The 18,023-nt window shown below is 60.4% G+C and carries 14 protein-coding genes; 5 read left to right on the top strand and 9 right to left on the bottom strand.

The annotated features are described in order from the left end of the window. Positions 1-46: 46 nt before the first annotated feature. Positions 47-2,608: a glucans biosynthesis glucosyltransferase MdoH gene (mdoH, locus tag MHZ97_RS02770; protein WP_239312053.1), complete on the bottom strand. Its 2,562-nt coding sequence runs from the start codon at positions 2,606-2,608 to the stop codon at positions 47-49. Then, positions 2,601-4,139, bottom strand: a complete 1,539-nt coding sequence (locus MHZ97_RS02765) for a glucan biosynthesis protein G (protein ID WP_239313259.1) — start codon at positions 4,137-4,139, stop codon at positions 2,601-2,603. The genes mdoH and MHZ97_RS02765 overlap by 8 nt, the downstream gene beginning before the upstream one ends. Before the next feature lie 269 nt (positions 4,140-4,408). Here MHZ97_RS02765 and mdoC point away from each other — a divergent pair, with 269 nt between their 5' ends. Next, positions 4,409-5,533: a glucans biosynthesis protein MdoC gene (gene mdoC / locus MHZ97_RS02760; RefSeq protein WP_239312055.1), complete on the top strand. Its 1,125-nt coding sequence runs from the start codon at positions 4,409-4,411 to the stop codon at positions 5,531-5,533. A 66-nt stretch (positions 5,534-5,599) separates the two neighbouring features. On the opposite strand, the gene MHZ97_RS02755 is transcribed toward mdoC, so the two are convergent. Next, positions 5,600-7,060 (bottom strand): phosphatidylserine/phosphatidylglycerophosphate/cardiolipin synthase family protein, encoded by a 1,461-nt coding sequence (locus tag MHZ97_RS02755; protein ID WP_103795431.1) that lies wholly within the window; start codon positions 7,058-7,060, stop codon positions 5,600-5,602. A 148-nt stretch (positions 7,061-7,208) separates the two neighbouring features. Between MHZ97_RS02755 and MHZ97_RS02750 the strand changes: the two genes are divergently transcribed. Continuing rightward, positions 7,209-8,363: a beta-glucosidase gene (locus MHZ97_RS02750; protein ID WP_103795430.1), complete on the top strand. Its 1,155-nt coding sequence runs from the start codon at positions 7,209-7,211 to the stop codon at positions 8,361-8,363. Here MHZ97_RS02750 and MHZ97_RS02745 read toward each other — a convergent pair. The 6 genes from MHZ97_RS02745 to MHZ97_RS02720 form a co-directional block, all read right to left on the bottom strand. Further along, the gene (locus MHZ97_RS02745) at positions 8,351-8,524 is read right to left on the bottom strand and encodes a hypothetical protein (protein WP_199187308.1); all 174 of its coding nucleotides are present in this window, start codon (positions 8,522-8,524) and stop codon (positions 8,351-8,353) included. The two genes, MHZ97_RS02750 and MHZ97_RS02745, sit on opposite strands and share 13 nt — an antisense overlap. A 315-nt stretch (positions 8,525-8,839) precedes the next feature. After that, positions 8,840-11,071, bottom strand: coding sequence for a TonB-dependent siderophore receptor (locus MHZ97_RS02740; protein WP_239312058.1), 2,232 nt, complete (start codon positions 11,069-11,071; stop codon positions 8,840-8,842). A gap of 203 nt (positions 11,072-11,274) precedes the next feature. After that, a complete protein-coding gene (locus MHZ97_RS02735; RefSeq protein ID WP_239312061.1) occupies positions 11,275-12,648 on the bottom strand; it encodes an efflux transporter outer membrane subunit in 1,374 nt (457 codons plus the stop codon). After that, a complete protein-coding gene (locus tag MHZ97_RS02730) occupies positions 12,648-13,742 on the bottom strand; it encodes an HlyD family secretion protein (protein WP_239312064.1) in 1,095 nt (364 codons plus the stop codon). The genes MHZ97_RS02735 and MHZ97_RS02730 overlap by 1 nt, the downstream gene beginning before the upstream one ends. Continuing rightward, positions 13,739-15,424: an MFS transporter gene (locus MHZ97_RS02725; protein ID WP_239312066.1), complete on the bottom strand. Its 1,686-nt coding sequence runs from the start codon at positions 15,422-15,424 to the stop codon at positions 13,739-13,741. The genes MHZ97_RS02730 and MHZ97_RS02725 overlap by 4 nt, the downstream gene beginning before the upstream one ends. A gap of 2 nt (positions 15,425-15,426) precedes the next feature. Beyond that, positions 15,427-15,858 (bottom strand): MarR family winged helix-turn-helix transcriptional regulator, encoded by a 432-nt coding sequence (locus tag MHZ97_RS02720; protein WP_103795426.1) that lies wholly within the window; start codon positions 15,856-15,858, stop codon positions 15,427-15,429. 160 nt (positions 15,859-16,018) lie between these two features. On the opposite strand from MHZ97_RS02720, the gene MHZ97_RS02715 reads away from it, so the two are divergent. From MHZ97_RS02715 to MHZ97_RS02705, 3 genes are all read left to right on the top strand, one after another. Continuing rightward, positions 16,019-16,864: an AraC family transcriptional regulator gene (locus MHZ97_RS02715; protein WP_239312067.1), complete on the top strand. Its 846-nt coding sequence runs from the start codon at positions 16,019-16,021 to the stop codon at positions 16,862-16,864. A 41-nt stretch (positions 16,865-16,905) separates the two neighbouring features. Continuing rightward, positions 16,906-17,313: a DUF2000 domain-containing protein gene (locus MHZ97_RS02710; protein ID WP_239312068.1), complete on the top strand. Its 408-nt coding sequence runs from the start codon at positions 16,906-16,908 to the stop codon at positions 17,311-17,313. A 409-nt stretch (positions 17,314-17,722) separates the two neighbouring features. Beyond that, a complete protein-coding gene (locus tag MHZ97_RS02705) occupies positions 17,723-17,950 on the top strand; it encodes a biofilm/acid-resistance regulator YmgB/AriR (RefSeq protein ID WP_224481511.1) in 228 nt (75 codons plus the stop codon). The last annotated feature ends 73 nt before the right edge of the window (positions 17,951-18,023 follow it).

Genomic DNA, 18,023 nt, shown 5'->3' with positions numbered 1-18,023 from the left:
CGCGCATAAAAAAAGCGGCATTGCTGCCGCTTTACGTTTGTGCAGGTTAGCCCGCCTGAGGCGGCAGCGCCAGCGGATTGAGCGCCAGCTTCTGATAGCTCTCTACCCACTGATGATACTTGTCGCCGTTCTCCCACAGGCGCGAGTGAACGCGCGCCAGCACCACCGGGTCGCTGATCAGCTGCAGACGCTGTTCGCGGTTCAGCTTCTCAGGGCGATCGCTCAGCGCCTGATCGACGCGGCGGTCGCGCGCGTAATCGAGCAGCTGGCTCTGTCTGTGACGCGATGTCGCCAGCGCGGTCGCCAGCGCGTTAAACGCCGGATGGAACAGCGCGTGCATAAAGCCGTGCTTCAGGGCGCGCTCGCGGTTGATCTGCAGGTAGCGATCGGTATCCACCAGCTCTTTCGGCGGCTCGTACTCTTCCGGGATCAGGAACAGCTTCGCGCGCTTGCTCTTCAGACCGACCGTCGCGCGGCTCGACATCACCGAAACAAACGGCGACAGGATCAGCGAGAAGACGATCGGTGCCAGCCACCACAGGAAGTTAAGGTCCAGCACGCCCATGCCCACCGCCCAGACGATGCCGAGCAGCATCTGCGAGCCGTGACGACGGAAGGCTTCGCTCCACGGCGTCGCGTCATCGTCGCGCTGCGGCGAGTTCCACACCACTTCCCAGCCCAGGAAGGCGCTGACAACAAACACGGTATGGAACAGCATACGCACCGGCGCCAGCAGCACGGAGAAAAGCATCTCCAGCAGCAGCGAAATAAACAGCCGGAACGCGCCGCCGTAAGGCTTCGCCCCTTTGAACCAGATCAGCACGACGCTGAGCAGCTTCGGCAGGAACAGCAGCACCAGCGTCGTGGAGAAGAGCGCGATCGCCAGCTCAGGACGCCACTGCGGCCAGACCGGGAAAAGCTGCCTCGGCTGCAGGAAGTAGGTCGGCTCCATCAGCGTATGCACCACCTGCAGTGCGGTGGAGAGCGCCAGGAACATAAACCAGAGCGGTGCCGAGAGATAGGACATCACGCCGGTCAGGAACACCGCGCGGTGCACCGGGTGCATGCCTTTCACCAGGAACAGGCGGAAGTTCATCAGGTTACCGTGACACCAGCGGCGGTCGCGCTTCAGCTCGTCCAGCAGGTTCGGCGGCAGCTCCTCATAGGACCCCGGCAGATCGTAGGCGATCCAGACGCCCCAGCCGGCGCGACGCATCAGCGCCGCCTCGACGAAGTCGTGCGACAGGATCGATCCCGCGAAGGAGCCTTCACCCGGCAGCGGCGCCAGCGCGCAGTGCTCGATAAAGGGCTTCACGCGGATAATGGCGTTATGGCCCCAGTAGTGCGACTCGCCAAGCTGCCAGAAGTGCAAACCGGCGGTAAAGAGCGGACCGTAAACGCGCGTGGCGAACTGCTGACAGCGCGCGTAGAGCGTGTCCATGCCTGACGCCTTCGGCGACGACTGGATAATACCGGCATTGGGGTTCGCTTCCATCATGCGCACCAGGCCGGTAAGACATTCGCCGCTCATTACGCTGTCCGCGTCCAGCACCACCATGTAGCTGTAGTTGCTGCCCCAGCGACGGCAGAAGTCGTCGATGTTGCCGCTTTTACGCTTCACGCGGCGACGGCGACGGCGACGGCGGTAGAAGATTTTGCCGGCCCCGCCAACGTCGCGCACCAGCTCCATCCAGGCCTTCTGCTCCGCAATGGCGATATCGGGATCGTAGCTGTCGCTCAGCACGTAGACGTCAAAGTGCTCCGCGTTACCGGTGCGCGCGACCGATTCCCAGGTGGCGCGCAGGCCCGCGAAGACGCGTTCCACATCCTCGTTACAGATCGGCATAATCAGCGCGGTGCGATGCGCCGGATTAAGCGGCTCATCGCCCACCGTCGAGTAGGAGATGCTGTACTTGTCGCGGCCAATCAGCAGCTGCAGGAAGCCCATCAGCGCGGTCCAGAAGCCCGCCGAAACCCAGCAGAAGAGAATGGCGAACAGGAACAGAATGCCGGTCTGCAGTACATAGGGCAGGATCTGCATTACCGACTGTTGCCAGTTCTGGTTCAGCATCTCCATCGGGTCGAGCAGCGTCCAGCCCTGATAAGGCAGGATGGTTTTCATGTACCAGGTGGCGATCACCGTCTGGAACAGGGTAAGGATCAGCAGCACATAGCGGCGGATAGAGCCGACGTGACGCCACTTCTCCTCGGCGCGCTGCTCTTCCGCCGTCGCGTAGCGATGGGTCAGCTTTTCGCCGCGCAGCGAACGCCAGGCGCGCACCAGCGGGTTAGTCCGCCAGGCTTCCGGGAACATCAGCGAGCGCTTAACCTTCGGCATCGCCTTCAGCGTGGTGCGATCGAGATAATCTTTACCGAACTGCTCGCCATTAGCCAGCGAGTCAGGCCACGCCATTTTGACGCGGGCAGAGACCGACTTGAGCGGCGCATCGTCAGGACGATCGCTGGCGGCTACATCCTGGCCAAGCGTATCGTGTATGAAGTGAAACGCCTCGGCGTGTTGCAGCGAGGCGCTTAACCGGGCCTTCCCTGCCGCATCCAGCGGCAGGGCTTCCACGTAGTTTTCAGGAATAAATGTCGGATTATTCATTGGCAGGTAACTGATAGCTCCAGGTTTCCGTCAATGTCTTATCGCCGCTAACCAGCGCGGCGCGCATTTCGGTAGGCTGTTTGTTATCTTTAACGCGCAGACGCAGCACCAGACGCCAGCCTTTGGTGACCGGGTTATAGCGTACGCTCTGCTCAACCACTTCGCCGTTATCGCCCACGCTGACCTGCGGCGCGACCTGGCTGTTAGCCGGCATCTCGCTCATCGCTTTACCAACGAAATCGATGGTAAAGGCGATCGAACCATCCGGCTGACGCACCAGATTGGACTGCTTCACGTCACCCGCCGAACGCAGCGTGTTTTTCACCCAGGCGATATCGTCAGAGTGAAGCTGGCTCTCGTCGCGCGTAAAGTGCAGGCGATAGCTGAAGTTCATCGCTTTGCCCGGATCCGGCAGATTCTCCGGCGTCCAGAAGGCGACGATATTGTCGTTGGTTTCATCCGCAGTCGGGATTTCCACCAGCTCGACGCGGCCTTTGCCCCAGTCGCCCATCGGTTCAACCCAGCCGCTCGGACGCATATCGTAACGATCGTCGAGATCCTGGTAGCGGTTAAAGTCGCGGCTGCGCTGCAGCAGGCCGAAGCCTTTCGGGCTTTCGATAGTGTAGGTGCTCACCGCCAGATGGCGCGGGTTATTGAGCGGCCGCCAGATCCATTCGCCGTTGCCGTTGTGAATCGACAGACCGTCAGAGTCATGCAGCTCCGGACGGAAGTTGGTCACCGGCGAAGGCTGGTTGGCGCCGAACAGGAACATACTGGTCAGCGGCGCGACGCCAAGCTTGCCAACTTTGTCGCGCAGATAGACTTTCGACTGCACGTCAACCGTGGTCTCTTTGCCCGGATGCACGGTAAAGCGGTAGGCGCCTGTGGCACGCGGCGAGTCGAGCAGCGCATAGATCACCAGCTGCTTGTCCTGCGGCTTAGGCCGCTGGATCCAGAACTCCTTAAAGCGCGGAAACTCCTCCCCGGACGGCAGCGCCGTGTCGATAGCCAGACCGCGCGCGGAGAGGCCATAAACCTGATCTGCCCCAATAACGCGGAAATAGCTCGCTCCCAGGAAGCTGGTGATTTCATCATCTTTTTTATCGCGCGAGTTCAGCGGATAAAGCACTTTGAAACCGGCGAACCCTAAATTTTTCACCGAGTCGGCGTCGTGCTTGACGTTGCCGAAGTTGAAATAGTCAGGGCTGTATTTGATTTCGCGCACCGCGTTGGCCGCCACTTCGTTGATTTTTACCGGCGTGTCGAAATACATGCCCTGGTGGTAAAACTCAAGCCTGAACGGCGTACGCAGTTTGCCCCAGTACGCTTTATCGTGGTTAAACTGGATCTGCTGATAGTCAGCAAATTTCATTTCACGAAACTGAGAGGGTAAATTGCTCTTAGGCGCCTCAAAACTTTTCCCTGCCAGCGTTTTGGCTTCTTTTGCGACATCATCAAGGTTAAACGCCCAGCTATTATTGGCGTACATCGCCAGCAGAACTGCCGCGCCAAGCCAGCGCATCTTCATCATTCCGCCTTTTTTTTCTACATTAATCAGCACATCCCCCCCTTTCGTGTGCCAAGTACAAACCCATTTATCTTAAAGGATTATTCGCTTTTCCGACAGCATATCCAAAAGAATGTTCCACGGTTTCGTCAGGACTACGCCTGCTTTTAGGACAATTAAACGTTCCAGAATCAACTGATAGTATACGCTGTTTACAGCGGGTAAAATTTCCCTCCGGCATAAACCAGTTTCAGGGTGAAACTGGCCGCAACGTGCTAACAAACTGGAACTTTATGAGTACAGCAAAACCTGAACGTGAATATTTTCTCGATTCGATTCGGGCGTATTTAATGTTGCTGGGGGTGCCGTTTCACGTTTCCCTCATCTATTCCACACAGAAATGGGCCGTTAACAGCCAGGAAGCGTCGCTCTGGCTGACGGTGCTGAACGATTTTATTCACTCCTTCCGCATGCAGGTCTTTTTCGTTATCTCCGGCTACTTCTCCTATATGCTCTACCTGCGCTATGAAGCGAAGCGCTGGCTGAAAGTGCGTATGGAGCGCGTCGGTATTCCGCTGCTCACCGCCGTGCCGCTGATTACGCTGCCGCAGTTTTTTATGCTGCGCACGCTGTCGGACAAGATGAGCAACTGGGATGAGCTGACGCTTTACGGCAAATTTAACAACCTGATGTGGGAGTTGATTTCGCACCTCTGGTTCCTGGTGGTGCTGGTGATCCTTACCGCGCTCGGCATGCTGACCTTTAACTGGCTGCGCCGCCAGCATCGCCATATCGATTACAGCCGCATCGGCTGGGGCAAGGTAACGCTGGCGATAATGGGCTATGCGCTGCTGTGGGACATCTTCCGCCGCGCGATCTTTACCTTTTTCCCGGCGCTGCTGATGGATGGCCTGTTCAGCATTATGGTGATGCAGACGCTGCTGTTTTTGCCCTTCTTTATGCTGGGCGCGCTGGCGTGGAAGCACCCTGCCCTGAAGCAGCTGTTTGTGCGCTTCAATCCGGCGGTCTGTTTCGGCGCAATTCTGGTTTTTATCGCCTACAGCCTTAATCAGCGCTACAGCAGCGGCGAGGGCTGGCTCTATGAGCTTGACGCCTTAATTACCTCGCTAATGGGCCTCTGTATGCTGAACGTCTGCTTTAGCTTCGGCCACCGCATGCTCAACGCCCACTCGCCGCGCATTATGTATCTGGTGAACGCCTCGCTGTTTATCTACCTGGTACACCACCCGCTGACGCTGCTCTACGGCATTTTCATCACGCCGCAGATCGGCAATAACACGCTGGGCTTCTTTGTCGGGCTGGCGATGGTGTTTGGCGTCGCCTTCCTGCTCTATGAGATCCACCTGCGCATTCCGCTGCTGCGCTTTCTGTTTTCCGGCAAGCCGCAGAAAAAATAGCCGGGCACCCGCGCGGAGGTCAGGGTGACGCTAGCGTCGCGCCCTGGCGTCCGCCTCAGCCAACGCCTAGAGCAGCCATTCGATCGGCAGACGCCACACCAGCCGCACCAGCAGGCGCTGCACCCAGGTGCAGCGCGGCTCATGCTTATGCACAATCTCCTGCGCCTCTCCTGCGTACTCTACCCAGTTGACGCGCCCCCACTTATCGAGCCGCAGCGTCCATGCGCGATCGCGCATCGCCGTGTTAAAGCGCTGATGGGTCTGCTGCGCGAGCGCCTCGCTCTCAATCACCAGCCCCATTTCGGTATTCAGCACCGCCGACCGGGGATCGAAGTTAAATGAGCCGATAAACAGCGTCTCTTCATCGACGGTAAAGGTTTTGGCATGCAGGCTGGAGCCGGAGTTACCGGTCAGGCCGCGATCGTGCGGCGCGTCGGGCACGCCCGACTGCGGCTTCAGCTCATACAGCTCGATACCGCGCCGCAGCAGCTTCTTTCGCCATTTGGCGTAGCCCGCATGCACCACCGAGACGTCATTGGCGGCCAGCGAGTTGGTCAGGATAGCGATTTTCACGCCGCGCCGCTTCAGCGCCAGCAGCTGGGCGACGCCGGCGCGCGTGGGAACAAAATAGGCGGAGATAATATCGAACTGCCGCTGCGGCACGCCGATCACTTCCAGCATGCGCTGCGGCAGCATGCTGCGGCGCTTCGCCCGACCCAGCCCTTTACGCGGATCGTCGCTCAGCAGACGCGCACGCGCCCAGGTCATGCTTAGCGTTCCCTGCTCCAGATGGCTGACGAAGTGCGAGCTTTCCAGCCGCGCCAGATAGCGCTGCACCGCCTCGCTGTCGCGCCAGTCGGGCGGCAGCGCCACCTCGCCATCCTCATGCTCGCTCTCCTCCAGCACCTTTTTTAGTGGCGTCACCGGCTTGCTCTGCCAGTAGCGCTCGAAATCTTCCGAGACCTCGGCCACCACCGGGCCAATTGCCAGCACGTCGAGATCGGCGAACAGCGGTTCGCTGCCGGTGGCGAAATATTCATCGCCGACGTTACGCCCGCCGACGATGGTCGCCACGCCGTCCACGGTAAAGCTCTTATTGTGCATGCGGCGATTGAGCCGGGCGAAATCGGAGAGATAGCCCAGCGCGCGAAGGGTGCGGAACGAGAACGGATTAAACAGCTTTACCGTGATATTGGGATGGCGATCGAGGCGCGCCAGCGTATCGTCCAGGCCTGGCGTATTGTTATCGTCCAGCAGCAGTCGCACCTTAACGCCGCGCCCGGCCGCCTCCAGCAGCGCGCTGAACAGCAGACGGCCCGACATATCGTTCTGCCAGATGTAGTACTGCACGTCCAGCGTGCGCTCCGCTTTGCCCATCAACAGATAGCGCGCGGCAAAGGCGTCGAGCCCGTCCGCCAACGGATGAATGCCGCTCAGGCCGGGATGGCGGGCGCTGCGCGGGCCGATAGTCTTCTCAAGCCAGCTGACGTCAGGCAGTTCAGTCTGCAGATTTAACGCTTCGGTCATTGGGGTTCCCTGAATAATCGACACGCTCTTATTATTTAACGCTTCACCAGATATGGCTATACGCGCAGTCTGAGAGCAGCCAGACAGCGCCGTTTTTTCAGCTAGACTTAGCCAGACTATCACGACCGGCCAGTTACAGGAGCGGACCATGACGTCAGATCCCCTGCTTCAGCGCCATCATCCCCGGCTGTTTAAAAGTTTCTTTCAGGGCAGCTTCCCCTGCTCTACCGCCTGCCGCACCGCAGGCAAGCGGCTGGATATGGTGATCAGCAGCGGCCACGATATGCTGCTGGAGAAAGATTACGCCGCGCTGGCGGCGCAGCGTCTCTATACGGCGCGCGACGGTGCGCGCTGGTATCTGATTGAAAAAGAGCCGGATAGCTACGACTGGAGCAGCTTTCTGCCGATGGTGCAGGCGGCCAGAGAGCATGAGATGGAGATTATCTGGGAGCTGGCGCACTTCGGCTATCCCGACCACCTCAATATCTGGAAGGCGTCATTTATTGAACATTTCGCCCGCTTTGCCCGCGCCATGGCGCAGGTGATGCGTGACGAAGGCATCGAGCGCCCCTTTTTTACGCCCATTAATCAGATCTCATTCTGGTCATGGGCCGGGGCCGACGTCGCCTGGTTCAATCCCCACGTCGCCAACCGCGGCCGAGAGCTGAAGCGGCAGCTGGTACGCGCCTCGCTGGCGGCGATCCACGCTATCCGTGAGGTCTATCCCGAAGCGCGCTTTGTACTCACCGATCCGCTGGTGCAGATCGCCAGCGATCCCCATAACCCCGACAGCAAACCCTACGCCGACGTACAGCATCAGGCGCAGTTCGAAGCCTGGGATATGCTGGCGGGCCGCATCGACAGCGAACTTGGCGGCAGCGAAGATTGCCTCGATATTCTCGGCCTCAACTACTATCCCGATAATCACTGGTTCTTTCCCGGCGAGCCGATGTCGGCGACGCATCCGCTGCGCCAGCCGCTGCATCGCCTGCTGGCGCAGTGCTGGCAGCGCTACCAGCGCCCGCTGCTGCTGGCGGAAACCGGCGCGGAAGGCGAGGCGCGCGCCCCCTGGCTACAGCATATCAGCGAAGAGGTGATGCTGGCGCTCGATCAGGGGATCGGCCTGGAGGGGGTGTCGCTCTATCCGGTGGTGGAATATCCCGCCTGGGCTGACGATCGCCGTTCGCCGGGCGCGCTGTTTGGGCTGGGGGATCCCAACGGCAATCGTACGCTGCACGAGGGGTTAGCGCTGGTGCTGCGCAGCCAGCAGATTAAGTTTCAGACCCGATTTCAGGAGGTGTGAACGGGCGGCTTTTTCGGCGTGCAGCTCTGTACTTCGAGTGAAGGATCGGCGGGATGGCGGACATCGGTAAGCCAGGTCATGGTAAAGAGAAAGACCACGCCAATCAGACAGGCGGCCAGCAGACCAATAATGGCGATCAGTTTGTCATCTCGCGATTCCATACTTTCTCCTTCTGAACATCCCTGCCGCAGGCGACTCTCTCTTTAACTCATCCAAGCGTGACCATCAGAACGACGATTATAAGCGTCACAGAGGTCACAGCAAGCACCACAATGGCGAACTGCGCATCGTCCATTGTCTGGCGAAGAGGCTCATCTTGCGGTTCGTGCGGCGACAGTGGAAGCATAGATTCTCAACAGAAATCGGTGGATCGCCACAGGCTTGCGGCGGCGACCAGTGTAATGGAAACCGGCCCGCCCGCCACGTTTTTCTTGTGCAAAAAAAAAGCGGGACGCGAAGCGCGTCCCGTTAGCAGGTCAGAAGTCGTAGCTGACGCCGGCTTTCAGCGTGCGGCCATCGCCGCGGAACAGATAGGTGCCGGTATCGTCAACGGAGGACCAGTATTTCTCATTGGTTACGTTGTCGAGGCCGACGCGCCACACCAGGTCATTCTCCCTGACCTTCATGCGGTAGCGCATCCCCAGATCCAGCGTGGTATAGCTGTCGACCTTTTTGCTGTTGGCGGCATCCGCCCACTGCGATCCGGTGCGCTGCAGCTGGGCCGTCGCCGTCAGGCCCTCAACCGGCCTGATGTCATACTCGGCGCCGAGCACCAGGTTATAGCGCGGCACGCCGATCGCATCCTTGCCGTTGTTGCTGCCATTTTCCGTTTTCGTCATTTCGGGATCGATCCAGGTCGCGCTGCCGTTAAGACGCACGCCCAGCACCGGCTCGCCGAAGACGTTCAGCTCCACGCCGCGGTTGCGCTGCTCGCCGTCCAGGCCATAGCTGCCGTCGCGGTTGAGAATGCCCGACGGCTTTTTGATCTCAAACAGCGCCAGCGATCCGCCCACGCGCTGGAAATCGACCTTCACGCCCACCTCGTTTTGCTTTGCATGGACAATGCCGGTGGTGGTGCCGTAGTTGCTGGCGTTGTTTGGCGCCACCTCACCCGGCTGCAGCGATTCCGTGTGGTTGGCGTAGAGCGCCACCGACTCAAGCGGCTTATAGAGAATGCCGTAGGTCGGCATCCAGCGGCTGTCGGTATAGCGGCTCGAGGTATCTTCGGCGCCGGTGGCGTTGCTGTAGTTGCGCACCACCACTTTCTGATGACGCGCGCCCAGCGTCAGCTGCACGCGGTCGTTCAGCACTCCCAGCGTGTCGCTCAGCAGATAGCCCTGCGTGCGGTTGCGGCCGGTGGTAAGCGGATCGCCGTAGTTGCCGCCGCTCAGATTATTGGTCGGGTTCGGCACCTTGCTGGTGTGGTAGATATTGGTCGACTCGGTATTTGTGCCGTAGGCCATGCGCCACGCGGTATTATTGCGCGACGTATAGGCGGCATAGCCGACGTTGACCTTGTGGCTGATAAAGCCGGTATCAAAGCGGCCGCGCAGCCCGGCCATGCCGCTGAAGTTGTTGATGATGCGGTTAGTGTCGAGGCGGCCGATTTGCGCATTGCCGTCCGCATCGGTGAGCTTCGGCGAGGCGTAGTCGCCCAGCTCGTGGGAGTGCTGCGCGCCCACCGCGCCATAGAGCGTCCAGCTGTCGGTGACGTCATACTCCGCGCGCGCCATGCCGAACTCTGATTCGATATCGCTGTAGACCCAGTCCTGGCTGTAGTTATGGCTGTTTGACGGCAGCTTCGGTATCGCATCGACGCCGCTGATGTTGACGCCGTTGTCGCCATCGTGGAAGGTTTTTTTCTGGTAGCCGAGATCCAGCGAGGTGCGCAGGCGCTCGCCACGGTAGTCCAGCCCAAGGGATGCGGCGGTGGTGCGCTTCTGCTCGCCGTCAACGCCGGTTTCCCCTTCGCGATGCACCGCATTCAGGCGCACGCCGAACTGGTTATCGTCGCCGAAACGGCGACTGATGTCGGTGGTGGTGCCGATCTGCTGCGCCGAGCTGTAGTCGACGCCAACGCGCGTCAGCGGCAGATCGTCGGCATGTTTCGGCTCAAGGTTGATCATGCCGCCCACCCCGCTGCTGGCGGCGCCGTTGAGCAGGCCGTTGGCGCCTTTAAAGATCTCGACGCGATCGATCAGCGATGTGTCCATTACCTGACGCGGCACCACGCCCGGCAGCCCGCCGAAGGTCATATCATCGCCATCCAGCGTAAAGCCACGAATGCGATAGGTTTCGGCGAAGTTGCCGTAGCCCTGCAGGCTCTGCACGCCCGCGTCGTTTTTCACCACGTCGGCGATGGTTTTCGCCTGCCGATCCTGGATCAGCTTCGAGGTGTAGCCGATAACGTTAAAGGGCACATCCATGGCGTTTTGCTCGCCCAGCATGCCGAGACGGCCGCCGTGCGCCACCTGCCCGTCGAGATAAGCGGGCACCAGCCGATCGCCGCCGGGCTGGAAATCGCTTTGCGGCGCGGCGGTCACGGTCAGGGTCTGTTCGCCGCTGCTCGCGGCAGTCACGGCCTCGCCGGTCGACGCAGCAGGCGTCGAGGCGCTGGAGGTAGCCGCCATTGCGGGCAAACTACCGGCGCTGACCAGCAGCGCCAGCAGGGTTGGTTTACATCTGAAAGAAGAAAGCGCACGGCGCATAGAGCATCCCCAATGCTAAAGTTACTGATAATCATTATTATTACGGTTTGCGATTATGCGCAGCCTTGTTGTTATTGCAAGCGAAATCTTGACAGACGCAAGGCGAAAGAGTGGTAAGGATCTAATAGAGAAGAAGTTTTTATGGAAAGCCGCGTGCTGAAAACCAGAGGGCGCGGCGGCCTGCACCGCCGCGTGGAACAGGCTTAACGCGCCTGCCAGCCGCCGCCCAGCGCGCGATAAAGGGCGATTTGTGCCAGCAGCAGATCGTTTTTTACCGCGACCAGATTGAGCTGGGTATTGTAAAGCGTACGCTGCGCGTCCAGCTCGTCCAGATAGGAGGCGTAGCCGTTTTGATAGCGATTGCGGGCGATGCGCAGCGCCTCTGAAACATACTCCTCCTGCTTCTGCAGCTCCGCCAGCTGCGCCTGCCCTTGCAAGATGGCATCCATGGCGTCATTCACTTCGGAGAAGGCGTTGCGCACCACCTTCTCATAGCCGTACAGCGCCTGGTTGCGCGCCGCCATCGACACATCCACCTGCGCCGTCAGCGCTTCGCGGTTCAGCAGCGGCGCCAGCACGCTGCCGCCGATGCTCCAGAGGCGGAACGGGTTGTCGATCAGCTGGTGCAGCTCGCTGCTTTGCAGGGTACCGCTTGCGGTCAGGTTGAGCGACGGCAGCAGCTTCGCTTTTGACGAGGCGAGCGTCGCGTCCGCCGCCAGCAGCAGGCGCTGCGCCTCAACGATATCGGGCCGCCGGTTAAGCAGCTGCGACGGCAGCACCTGCGGCATCTGCTGCGGCATAATCTGGTTGAACCGGGGGCGACGCGCAATCTCGCGCGGGTTCATCCCCACCAGAATGCTCAGGGCGTTCTCCTGCTGAGCGATCTGATGCCTGAGCTGCGGCACCTGCGCCTTCGCCGTCTGGAACTCAGAGGCCGCCTGCATCCACTCCAGCCGCGAGCTGTAGCCGCTTTCAAACTGGCGCTGCGCCAGCCGCAGGGAATTGCCGCGCGTCGCAAGCGTCGCCTCGGTAACGCGCAGCTGCTCGTCGAGCGCCACCAGGCTCATATAACCCGACGCCACCGAGCTGGCCACGGTCAGTTCCGCCGCCGATGCCGCCGCGCGCTGCGCCTCCAGCGACGCCTGGCTGGCCGCAATGCTGCTGCTGCGCGCTCCCCAGAGGTCGACATCGTAGCTGGCCTGCAGCAGCCCCTGATAAACGGCGCTCTCGTAGGGCTGTCCGGTAACGGAAGAGAGCGCGCGCTGATGCGTTACGCCGACGCCCGCACTCAGGGTCGGGAAGTTATCCCCCTGCGCCGCGCGCAGCTCGGCGCGGTACTGCTCGACGCGCGAACGCGCCGTAAGAATATCGAGGTTGTTGCGCAGCGCCTGCGCCACCAGCCTGTTAAGGCTGTCGTCGCCGAAGGCGCGCCACCACTCCGCTTCCGGCGCGGCGGCGGGGCCGACCTGATTGCGCCACTGCGGCGGGATCGGCAGCGAGGCGGGCGCCTTCTCCACCTCGGTGACGCAGCCGCTCAGCGCCAGCGCCGCCAGGGCGCTGCATAGCAGCCGCCTCATTACTTCACCGCCTTGTCACGCGGCGGCGCAGCGGTGTCGATGCTCACCTCTACTGACATACCGGGCCGCAGTTCGCGCATATCCTCCGCTTCGATGGCGATACGCACCGGAATACGCTGGGCGATTTTAACGAAGTTGCCGGTGGCATTATCCGGTGAAATCGCGCTGAATTCAGAGCCCGCCGCCGGCGAGATAAACTCTACGTGGCCATTAAAGCGCTTGCCGTTGAGCGCGTCGACCCGGAAGGTCGCCGGCAGGCCAGGCCGGATATCGGCCAGCTGCGTCTCTTTCATATTGGCGATAATCCATTTATGGTCCGGCACCACCGAGGTAAGGCGGGTGCCCGCCGTAACATAGGCGCCTTTGCGCACCGCAAGCTGGCCGAGCTGACCGGCGTCCGGCGCCACGATGCGGGTATTTGCAAGGTCGATCTCCGCCAGCTCCAGCGCCGCCTGGGCGCTGGCGACGTCACCCTCAAGTGAGGCGCGGTTGACGATAACGGTTTGCAGATTCTGCTGCGCCACCGCAACCTGCGCCTCTGCCTGACGCACCGCCGCCTGCGCCTGCGCGTTAGCGGCGCGCGCCGCGTCGCGCTCGCGTACCGAGAGCGAGCCGTCGGCGGCCAGATTTTCCACGCGCTTCAGGTCAAAGCCCCCTTTCAGCGCCTGCGCTCTGGCATTTTCCAGCGCGGCCTTGTTGCTGACGATAGTGGCTTCCGCGCTGCGGCGCTGCTGCAGGTTGTTACGCAGTGCCGCCTGCTTCATCGCCAGCTGCGCCTGCGCCTGATGTACGCGCTGCCGGTAGATGCGATCGTCGATGGTCATCAGCAGCTGCCCTTTGCGCACCGGCTGGAGATCCACCACCTCCACCGAGGTGAGATAGCCATTAACCTGCGGGCTGATAAAGGTTACCTGACCGCGCACATAGGCGTTCTCGGTGCTCTGTATCGCGCTGGTAAAGGGCCAGAGCTGCCAGGCGTATAAAATAATCAGCACGCCAATAATGACGATGCCGCTTCCCGCCGCAATCGAAAGTATGCGGCGACGGTTAGCGCGATCGCGCTCTGCCGCCTGAAGTTCATCCTGCTGACTCATCGTGACTCCATAGGTGCTTGTGACGCTGCCGCCAGGCGCTGTTCCATCAGGTTAAAGCGCGCCTGTCGCCAGGTGAGGTATCGCTGACGGGAGAGACGCCACAGCGCCCACATCAGGGTAATAAGCGCCAGCGCCGCCGTCAGTAAATAGGTATCGTTGTAGGCCAGTACGTTCGCCTGCAGCGTCGCCACCGTCTGCAGCTGGCTGGTGCTTTGCGCGCTCTGCAGCACCGGGTCGCCGAGCTGGCTGTTGAAGAGCGCGCCATACTGGCTGAGGCGCTCCGTGACGTTGGGATCGAGCAGCGAGAGGCGATCGCCCAGCAGGCTGGAGTGATATTTTTCGCGCCAGACCTGAAAGGTGCCGAGAATCGCGGAGCCGATCAGCCCGCCGAGGTTCTGGCTCATGCCGAACAGCACCACAAAGCTCACCAGATTCTTCGGCTGCGTCACTACGCTGCCGATGCCGATCAGCATCGCCGGCGCCATAAAAAAGGTGCTGCTGAAGCCGAGCAGAAACTGGCTGAGATACATATTGTTGGCGCGGGTCACCGGGCTGGCGTGCGCATCCATCAGCGAGGCGACGATCATCACCGCCAGCGAAGTGACGATCGGCCAGTTAAGGTGGGCCGGTCGGATGGTCAGCGCGCTGGTGGCGATGCCGAGCGTCATGCCGCCAATAATGGCCAGCGACAGGCCGCGCATCTGATCGTTAAGCAGCCCCAGCTGCTGCAGCAGGCCCACCGCGCCGGTGTTCTGCTCCGCCAGCACGATGCGTATCATAATCATTACGATGCCGAGACGCACCATCATGCCGCTGCTGAGCCAGCGGGTGTTGATCAGCGGGTTTTTGCGGTTGTGCTCAATCACGATCGCCGCGACGATCAGCACCAGCGCCATCGCCAGGCAGATGCCAAGCCAGGGGGTGCTGAACCACCATTCGATGCGTCCCAGCGACAGCACGCCGCAGAGCAGCGCCATGCCCGGCGCCAGCAGCATAAAGGTGACAAAATCGAGCTTTTCAAACGCCTTGATGCGATCGCCCGGCGGCAGCTTCACCACCAGCACGCAGCCCAGCGCGATCATCGCCAGCCCCAGCTCAAACAGATAGAGCCCGCGCCACTCCTCCAGCTGCAGCAGCTCGGTCGAAAAAAGCCGCGCCATCGGAATGGCGAACTGCGAAACGGTCAGGCCGATCACCAGCGCCTTGAGTCGGTGCTTCGCCGGCCACGCCTGCACCTGATAGTAGATACCCAGCGAACTGAGCGCAGCGCCCGCCATACCGTGCGCGGTGCGCACAATAATTGCCGAGCTGAGGTCGTTGGCGAAGAGATGAAAAAAGGCGACCAGCACGTAGAACACCAGAAAAGCCTCGGTGAACACGCGCAGGCCAAACTGCTGGCGAAACTTCACCAGCAGCAGGTTGATAGAGATATTGCCCATCACGTAAACGGCGGGCAGCCAGGCGATTTCGTTGGAGTAGGCACCGAAGGTGCCCTGCAGGTTGGTCAGATTGGCGGTAACCAGCGCGTTGCTGAGCGCGCCGGTCAGAGAGATAAGCAGGCCTATCAGGCCAAAGGCAATCCGCTTCGGTGGCGAATGAATCGGGGTCGAAGGCGACCCCGGCAGCATCGGTTTTTCATGGGGCAACCATTCGCGCTGTGCATAGGGATTGCGTCTGGCCACTGCTACATATTTCCCATGCGCGTCAACAGCTGTTGCAGCACCTGCTCCGTTGTCGCCAGCGCCTGCGGATCGATATCGCTCAGCAGATCGGCGCGCAGCGCGTCCGCCTCGTTTTTCACTAAGGCGAAAGCCTCGTTGCCTTTTTCCGTCAGCACCAGATGGCGCTTGCGGCGATCTTCCGGCGGCTGGACGCGCGTCAGCAGCTCCTGCTTCACCAGGCGATCAATAAGCGGCACCATGCTGGCGTCTTCCAGTCCGAGCATCTGCGCCAGCTCCGTCTGGGTCAGCGGCCGGGTTTCGCTGGCGATAAGGCCAATGGCCATCCAGCTGCTCATGCTCAGGCCGCTGTGTTTAAGATGGCGATCGACGGCCAGACGCCAGGCGTGCGCGGTCTGGTAGAGCAAATGGGTGAAGGTTTTATATTGCAGAGTCAAAGCGTAGCGACCTGATTATTAGAGTTCTGACTAAATGGGTGCGTTATTATACGCCGAGTAAATTGCTAATAAAAATAGCACAAGGCGTTAAATAATGACGCGTATGTCGTCGGGTTTTAAAGCCATATTACTACCCAGACGAGGTAAATCTGGAGTTACTATGCCCGATCGCAACAGCAACTGGATAGATCTGCGACGCGACGCCTTGCACGGCATTGAGACGATCCGCGCGCACTTTACCGGACACGCCTACGATCCCCACTGGCACGACAGCTACCTGATTGGCGTAACAGAGCAAGGGGTGCAGCAGTTTCACTCGCGGCGTAAACAGCATCGCAGCCGACCCGGCACGGTATTTATGCTGGAGCCGGAGGAGCTGCACGACGGCGATGCGGTGGATGCGCAGGGCTTCACCTATCGCATGCTCTATCTCTCGCCACAGCAGCTGGCACAGCAGCTGGCGCCGCTCTCTGCCGCCGACCGCGGCGGCGAACTCCACTTTGCCGCCACGCTGCGCAATGACAAGGCGCTTGCCTACGCCGTCTGGCACTGTTTTGACGCCCTGTGGCACGACCATCCGGCGCTGATCAAGGAGGCCACGCTTGAGCGCCTGTTTCTCCAGCTGAGCCAGCATCCGCTATGGCGCAGCGAACCGCGTGCGGTCAACGGCGATCGCCTGCTGGCGCAGCGGGCGCGCGACTGGCTAATCGCCTGCCATGCCCACAATCCCGGCTTACAGGCGATGGCTGAGGCGCTGCAGGTGGATCGCTTTCGACTTTCGCGCCTGTTTCAGGCGCAGTGGGGGTTACCGCCGCACGCCTGGCTGGTGCAGTGGCGACTCTCTCAGGCGCGCCGCCAGCTGGCAGCGGGCGTTGCCGCTGCCGACGTCGCGGCGGCGCTGGGCTTTGCCGATCAGAGCCACCTGGGACGCTGGTTTAAGCGCGCCTGCCATCTGACGCCGGCGCGCTATCAGCAGGCCTGCACAAATCTTCCAGACGCGGGCTGACGAGCGCGCCACAATGCGCTTTTTCTGTCTGGAGACGTGCTATGCAAGAACCCCGTTGCGTTATGATCCTGCAAAACGACCTCGCCCCTGGTAAAGCCGCTAACGCCGCGGCGGTCATTGCGCTGACTCTCGGTCAGCGCCATCCCGCCCTGGTGGGCGAAGCGCTACAGGATGCCGACGCCTGCCGCTATCCTGGTCTTATCCCCTTCGGCATTCCCGTGCTGGCGGCCACGCATGCCGAGATGGACGCGCTGCGCGCGCGCTGCGCCGGACTGGGGTGCGATCTGGTACTGTTTCCCGAACAGGGCCAGGCCACCACCGACTACGCGGCCTTTAGCGCGGCGATGCGCGAAATTCCGGGCGGCGAGTGGCGTCTGTCAGGGCTGGCGCTGGTCGGCGAGAAACAGCAGGTGCGAAAACTGACCTCGAAGCTAAAGCTTTTTAGCTAAACAGCCGCGGGAGAAGCCGTGCGCTTTTCCCGCATAGCTGTACAATTGCTCCATTGTACAAAAAACCTGTACAGCTTTGACTCATGATGTATACATTTATGCTGTTGATAATTAACAAATAGCACAAATTGACCAATATTGTACTTGTGTCTGTACACCTTCATTGTATAACTTTACCTCCCATGAATCGGATAACGATTCCGTAACGAATGATGCGTTTGCGTCGCCTCTGAAGGTGTCAGTGGATTTCCACCTTCAGAGGTCCTTTTTTTTGATGAGCTGTTACCCTTTACATCTGTCCATGTAAGGGGATTTTCATCGTTAATTGATCCGGTATCCGACCTGAACACCGGGGCTAATTTTTTAGGGCTGACACATGCAAAGCGCTGTTTCACAAACCGAAAAACAGATGGGTGATAACATCAACGCTGCGGCCGATAAAGGTGCCAGCGAGATGGAGATGCTGGGTTTAGCGATCGCAGAGATTCTGCAGGCGGGTAAGCCTGTGACCAATAAAGCAATTATCGCTAAGCTAATCCAGCGGCTGGAGCTGGAGTCCGATGCGGCGACGCTGGAGATCTATCGCCAGCTTCTCGAGCTGGTCGTGCATAAAACACCTGACGATTTAACGGTATAGTCCCGACTCCAGGGATGGAGTCATCCTGCTGCTTCCGCCAGCGCTGGCAAATTTCCCCCTCAGACAGTACTCT

It is taken from the genome of Pantoea sp. ACRSC, from assembly GCF_022346785.1.
Classification (GTDB): domain Bacteria; phylum Pseudomonadota; class Gammaproteobacteria; order Enterobacterales; family Enterobacteriaceae; genus Pantoea; species Pantoea alvi.
The sequence above is the reverse complement of the archived record's forward strand: the minus strand, read 5'-3'. Positions and strand labels throughout refer to the sequence as shown.

What these genes read in the sequence shown, in the direction of transcription:
- mdoH (WP_239312053.1), bottom strand. Translation starts at nt 2,608, where the DNA reads ATGAATAATCCGACATTTATTCCTGAAAACTACGTGGAAGCCCTGCCG.
- MHZ97_RS02765 (WP_239313259.1), bottom strand. Translation starts at nt 4,139, where the DNA reads ATGATGAAGATGCGCTGGCTTGGCGCGGCAGTTCTGCTGGCGATGTAC.
- mdoC (WP_239312055.1), top strand. Translation starts at nt 4,409, where the DNA reads ATGAGTACAGCAAAACCTGAACGTGAATATTTTCTCGATTCGATTCGG.
- MHZ97_RS02755 (WP_103795431.1), bottom strand. Translation starts at nt 7,060, where the DNA reads ATGACCGAAGCGTTAAATCTGCAGACTGAACTGCCTGACGTCAGCTGG.
- MHZ97_RS02750 (WP_103795430.1), top strand. Translation starts at nt 7,209, where the DNA reads ATGACGTCAGATCCCCTGCTTCAGCGCCATCATCCCCGGCTGTTTAAA.
- MHZ97_RS02745 (WP_199187308.1), bottom strand. Translation starts at nt 8,524, where the DNA reads ATGGAATCGCGAGATGACAAACTGATCGCCATTATTGGTCTGCTGGCC.
- MHZ97_RS02740 (WP_239312058.1), bottom strand. Translation starts at nt 11,071, where the DNA reads ATGCGCCGTGCGCTTTCTTCTTTCAGATGTAAACCAACCCTGCTGGCG.
- MHZ97_RS02735 (WP_239312061.1), bottom strand. Translation starts at nt 12,648, where the DNA reads ATGAGGCGGCTGCTATGCAGCGCCCTGGCGGCGCTGGCGCTGAGCGGC.
- MHZ97_RS02730 (WP_239312064.1), bottom strand. Translation starts at nt 13,742, where the DNA reads ATGAGTCAGCAGGATGAACTTCAGGCGGCAGAGCGCGATCGCGCTAAC.
- MHZ97_RS02715 (WP_239312067.1), top strand. Translation starts at nt 16,019, where the DNA reads ATGCCCGATCGCAACAGCAACTGGATAGATCTGCGACGCGACGCCTTG.
- MHZ97_RS02710 (WP_239312068.1), top strand. Translation starts at nt 16,906, where the DNA reads ATGCAAGAACCCCGTTGCGTTATGATCCTGCAAAACGACCTCGCCCCT.
- MHZ97_RS02705 (WP_224481511.1), top strand. Translation starts at nt 17,723, where the DNA reads ATGGGTGATAACATCAACGCTGCGGCCGATAAAGGTGCCAGCGAGATG.